The sequence below is a fragment of the Rhodopseudomonas sp. B29 genome (assembly GCF_000333455.1).
Lineage (GTDB): Bacteria > Pseudomonadota > Alphaproteobacteria > Rhizobiales > Xanthobacteraceae > Rhodopseudomonas.
In genome coordinates, this window is the sequence record NZ_BADD01000629.1 from 1 (window position 1) to 5,905 (window position 5,905).

At 65.9% G+C, this 5,905-nt stretch carries 3 protein-coding genes; all 3 read left to right on the plus strand.

Annotated features, from left to right (window positions below; translation table 11 throughout):
* Window positions 1-2,974 (plus strand): cadherin-like domain-containing protein (locus tag I5M_RS22660; RefSeq protein WP_022723494.1); only part of this gene is annotated, 2,974 nt, incomplete at its 5' end.
* Between the two features lie 132 nt (window positions 2,975-3,106).
* Window positions 3,107-4,861, plus strand: coding sequence for a type I secretion system permease/ATPase (locus tag I5M_RS22665; RefSeq protein ID WP_031337337.1), 1,755 nt, complete (start codon window positions 3,107-3,109; stop codon window positions 4,859-4,861).
* Window positions 4,862-4,872: 11 nt separating this feature from the next.
* Window positions 4,873-5,905 (plus strand): HlyD family type I secretion periplasmic adaptor subunit (locus tag I5M_RS22670; protein WP_040771856.1); only part of this gene is annotated, 1,033 nt, incomplete at its 3' end.

A 5,905-nucleotide genomic window follows, 5' to 3' on the forward strand; every position in this document is an offset into this window, starting at 1 on the left:
GGTCACGACCATCACCGGCGACCAGACCGTCTCGACCGTGCAGGCGCCGCCGCTGTCTCCGCTGGCGCAAGGCATCATCGCCTTCACGCTGCAGCAGTTCTTTCCGAACTACGTGCCGAACGCCAACCCGCAATCCGGCGGCTCCGGCATCGGCTCGTCGCCGCCGTCGCCGGTGCCGGGCGCCACCAATCCCGATCCGCTCAAGTTCCAGCAGAACCCGGATCTTCCGATCGGGATTCCGACCCCGATCCCGATCAATCTGCCCGGCACCGAGCCGACCGCGCCGATTATCGTCACCGTGACGCGCTTCAACGCGTCGCCGACCGCGGTCGTCAACCCGGTGAAGGATACGCCGAGCTTCACGATCGGCGACAACGTCATCATCACCGATCCGGACCCGGCGGACGTGATCGTGCGCTACGTGCCGGGCTCGGCGCATATCATCTCGGCGACCGGTCCGGCCACGACGCCCGGCAACATCGATCTGACCACGCTGCTGGTGATCGACCCGAACACTGGTGCGGTGACTTACGATCCGGCGGCGTTCGCGTTCCTCGGCGAGGGGCAGCAGGCGCGCTATACGATCGGCTTCGACAGCCAGTCCGGCCCCGATACGCTGCACCAGACGCTGGTGCTGACCATCGACGGCGTCAACGACGCGCCGGTGATCACGCATGCCGCGCTGAACGTCGCGGAGGGCGGCACCGTCGTGCTCGGCACCTCGGACATCGTGGTCAGCGATCCGGATAGCACCAGCTTCACCTTCACCGTCTCGAACGTGACGCACGGTCGCTTCCAGGTCACGCTCGATGGCGTTTCCTGGATCGACGCCACCAGCTTCACCAGCGCCGATTTGGCTGCCGGCCACGTCCGCTTCATCGCCGACACCAGCGGCGTCGCGCCGACGTTCAGCATCCAGGCCAACGACGGCGCCAGCGCCAGCAATCTCAGCAGCATCGTCAGCGGCAATGTCGACTACACGCCGGTCAATCAGGCGCCGACGATTACGTCGGCGTCGATTGCAGTCGATGCCGGCGGGACCGTGACGCTGAGCAGCGCCAACTTCGTCGTCAGCGATCCGGACAGCACGAGCTTCACCTTCTCGGTGACGAACGTCAGCGGCGGACATTTCGAGGTCTACGACAGCCTGGCCGAGCTCTGGTCGCCCGGTACCAGCTTCACCAGTGCCGATCTCTCCGCGGGCAACGTTCGCTTCGTTGCGGACGCGGCAGGGGTCTCGCCCACCTTCACGATCACAGCCGATGATGGCGCCGCGGCGAACCATGCCAGCGCTGCGGTCGACGTCACCGTCACGCTCGACAACGTCAATGTCTGGACTGGACTGGGACAGCCCGGCGACTGGAGCGACCCGGCTAACTGGAGCCTCGGCCACACGCCGACCAGCAGCGAATTCGTGTCGTTCACCGGCTCTACGACGGTCAACCTCACCGGCAACGTGACCATCGCGGGCCTCGAGATCGCGCCCGGCGCGTCGCTGGATATCACCAACACCGGCTACCCGCACACGATCGACGTCACCGGCCCGTTCATCAACCACGGCAACGTCGAGCTGCATCCTTACGTCACGCTCGAACTCGACGGCGTGGTGCAGAACTACGGTCAACTGACGATCGACAATTTCTTCGCCGGTTCGACCCTGCTGATAGACGGCTACGCGCGATTGGAGGGCGCCAACGGCCACGTCACGCTCGACGGCGTGTTCGACACGATCACCGGCAAGTTCGACGGGTGGCACATCGCCACGCTGGAAAACGTCGACAACACCATCGACGGCTACGGCAATCTCGGTGGCGGTCGGCTCAATTTGATCAACGATGTCGGCGGCACGATCGAGTCGACCAATCGCTGGTTCGAGCTGGTGATCGATACCGGCCGTGGCGTGTTTCACAACGATGGTCTGGTCGTCTCAAATTCGCTCGGCGGCCTCGAAATCGTCGGCGACGTGATCAATCACGGCACGCTCGAAGCCCGCAAAGGCGTATTGGAAATCGACGGCGACGTCACCGGACACGGCAGCGCGCTGATCGACGGCGGTACGTTGGAATTCGGCGGCCGATCGGACGCCAATGTGACGTTCCAGGGCGACAGCAGCGATACGCTCGTGCTCGGCTGGGGCTCGAATTTCACCGGCACGGTGAGCGGGATGGGGGCGGGTGACAGCATAGATCTCGCCGGCATCGCGCCGTGGCAGATCCGTGTGACCTTCGACAGCGACGGTCAGGCTCAGATTCATTACGGCTGGGGGCGGAGCGATTTCTTCACCGTCGATCACGACACCTACGCCCATCTGACATTCAGCTATGACTGGCACGGCGGCACCGAGATCGATTGGACCAACGATGCGCCGGTGCTCGACACCGATCATGTGCATCTTGCGTGGTCCAACGGACACGCTGCCATCACGGGTCTTACAGCATCGGATGACGATGCCGGACGCAATGAGGTTTACAAGCTGACGGTTGGGAGCGGCGAAACCTCCAGTACGCTCGATCACGTTCTGCAGAACCCGGTCGACGTTCCCGACGGGAGCAACGGCAAGCTGACCGTGAAGATCGCGGACAGCTTTGGCGCCAGCGATACCGTCACGTTCGTGTTCAATCCCAATCCATCGGGGGCGAGCAGTACGCTGACTGGGTCCTCCGGCAGAGACGTCTTGTTTGCCGTCAACGGCAACAACACGATGAGTGGCGGAGCCGGGGCCGATCAGTTCGTGTTCCAAAATCACACCGGGCAGGACAAGATAACCGACTTCAGCCACTCCCAGGGCGATCAGATCGATCTGTCCGACTTGGTCAGCACCAACAATCTCAATCGCTGGATCAATCAACACGTCAGCTACCAGGGCGGCGACGCGTTGATCAGGGTCGATGACCACCACACCATCACGGTGCAGAGCGTCCATCACCTGTACGCCAGCGACTTCATCGTTTCCGGCGGGCCGCACTCGGTCTGATCGAGCGTCTGTTAACCTTCAGCGCTGGTCGCTCCACACGGCGTCGCGCCGGATGGCATAGTACCTTGCATTGCAGGCCGCGGCCGATGCCGCGGTCATCTTCGTCGTCCGGAGAGCACCACCACCTTGAGCATCACGCGCGCGTCCTCCCGCTATCTCGGCCCGACGCCGCGCTCAGAGCTTGCTGGTGCGCTCGCGGCCTGCCGCGGCGCGTTCATCGGCGTCGGGCTGATGAGCGCGATGATCAACGTGCTGTATCTGACCGGCTCGCTGTTCATGCTCGAGGTCTACGACCGCGTACTGCCGAGCCGCAGCGTGCCGACGCTGGTGGCGCTGATCGTGCTGGCGGCGGGCCTCTACATCGCCCAGGGCGTGCTCGAACTGATCCGCGGCCGCGTCCTGGTGCGGATCGGCGGGGCGCTCGACGAGGCACTCAGCGGGCGGGTGTTCGACAGCGTCGTGCGGCTGCCGCTCGTCGCCGGTGACCGGGCCGGCGGCGTCCAGCCGCTGCGCGATCTCGACAGCGTGCGCAGCTTCCTCTCGGGGATGGGGCCGAGCGCGCTGTTCGATCTGCCGTGGCTGCCGTTGTATCTGGCGATCTGCTTCGCGTTTCACACCATGATCGGCCTGACCGCGCTGGCGGGCGCTATGATCCTGGTGCTGCTGACGGTGCTGACCGAGATCATGGTCCGCTCCGCCGGGAGCCGGACCACGGCGCTGGCCAACCGGCGCAGCGACATCGCCACCGCCAGCCGCCGCAATGCCGAGGTGCTGGTGGCGATGGGGATGGCTTCGCGGATGACGCGGCTGTGGGCGGGCGCCAACAGCCATTACCTCGAGGGCAATCGCCGCACCAGCGACGTGGCTGGTGGGCTGGGCGCAATCGCCAAGGTGCTGCGCATGATGCTGCAGTCGGCCGTGCTCGGCGTCGGCGCTTATCTCGTCATCAATCAGCAGGCGACGGCCGGCATCATCATCGCCGGATCGATCCTCAGCGCCCGCGCGCTGGCGCCGGTCGATCTCGCGATCGCCAACTGGAAGGGCTTCGTCGCCGCGCGCCAGAGCTGCGGGCGGCTGAGCGGGCTGCTGGCAAACTTGCCGGCCAAGGACGAGCCGACGCAGTTGCAGCCGCCGACCAAGAATCTCGCAGTCGAGGCGCTCAGCGTGTTGCCGCCGGGCGAGCAGAAGCTCGTGGTGCAGGACGTGACATTCGCGCTGGAAGCCGGGCAGGGGCTCGGCATCATCGGGCCGAGCGGCTCGGGCAAGTCCTCGCTGCTACGTGCTCTGGTCGGCGTGTGGCGGCCGGCACGCGGCCATGTTCGGCTCGATGCAGCTGCTCTGGAGCAATGGTCAGGCGATCAGCTCGGCCGCCATATCGGCTATCTGCCCCAGGACGTCGAGTTATTCGCCGGCACCGTGGCGCAGAATATCAGCCGGTTCGATCCGGACGCGCAGGCCGACGCGATTATCGCTGCGGCCCGCCAGGCCGGCGTGCACGAGATGATCGTGACCATGCAGGGCGGCTACGACACCCAGATCGGCGAGCAGGGCCACGCGCTGTCCGCCGGCCAGGCTCAGCGCATCGCGCTGGCGCGGGCGCTGTATGGCGATCCGTTCCTGATCGTGCTCGACGAGCCGAACTCCAATCTCGACTCCGAAGGTGACGAGGCGCTGACCCGCGCCATCCGCGGCGCGCGCGAGCGCGGCGCCATCGTCGTGGTGGTGGCGCATCGGCCGGTCGGCATCGAGGCAGTCGATCTGGTGCTGATGATGCGCGACGGCCGCGCCCAGGCGTTCGGGCCGAAGGAGACGGTGCTGGCTGAGGTGTTGCAGCGGCCGGCGCCGCCGATCAAGATCGTCAAGGACGGCGGAGCGGCCAAGCCATGACCGGTCAGGCGATGCAACAACACATGATCAGCGGACCGCGCACGTCCGATCCGTGGCGATCGATCCGGCGGCATCTGTTCGTCGGCGTCGCGGTGGTGGCGCTGCTTGGCGGCGGCCTGGGCGGCTGGGCCTCAACTGCGGAAATCTCCGGCGCGCTGATCGCGCCCGGTCAGGTCGTGGTCGAATCCAACGTCAAGAAGGTGCAGCACCCGACCGGTGGCGTGGTCGGCGAGGTCCGCGCCCGCGACGGCGATGTGGTCAAGGAAGGTCAGATACTGGTGCGGCTGGACGACACCGTCACCCGGGCCGGGCTGGCTATCGTCAACAAAAACCTGGTCGGGCTGTGGGCCCGCGCGGCGCGGCTGCAGGCCGAGCAGGAGGGCGCCGATCACATCACGTTTCCCAAGCCGCTGCTCGATCTTTCGGGCGATCCCGAGGCCGCCGGCGTGATGGCCAGCGAGACGAAACTGTTCGAAGTCCGCACCTCCGGCCGCAACGGCCAGAAGGCGCAGCTGCGCGAGCGCATCGATCAACTCAATCAGGAGATCACCGGCCTCGACGCGCAGGCGGAAGCCAAGACGCACGAGATCGACCTCGTCAACGAGGAGCTGATCGGCGTGCGCCTGTTGTATCAGCAGAAGCTGGTGCAGATTTCTCGGCTGACCACGCTGGAGCGCGACCGCGCCCGGCTCACCGGCGAGCGCGCCCAACTCGTCGCCGCGCGGGCGCAGGCCAAGGGCAAGATCAGCGAGACCGAGCTGCAGATCATCCAGGTCGACAAGGATTTGGTCAGCGAGGTGTCGAAGGATCTGCGCGAGGCCAACGACAAGATCGGCGAACTGATCGAGCGCAAGGTCACAGCCGAGGATCAGCTCCGCCGTGTCGACATCCGCGCGCCGCAGGACGGCATCGTGCTGCAATCGACGGTGCATACGGTCGGCGGCGTCATCACCGCGGGCGACACGATCATGCAGATCGTGCCGCAGACCGACAGCCTGTCGGTCGAGGCCAAGGTCAATCCGCAGGACATCGATCAGCTCCGCA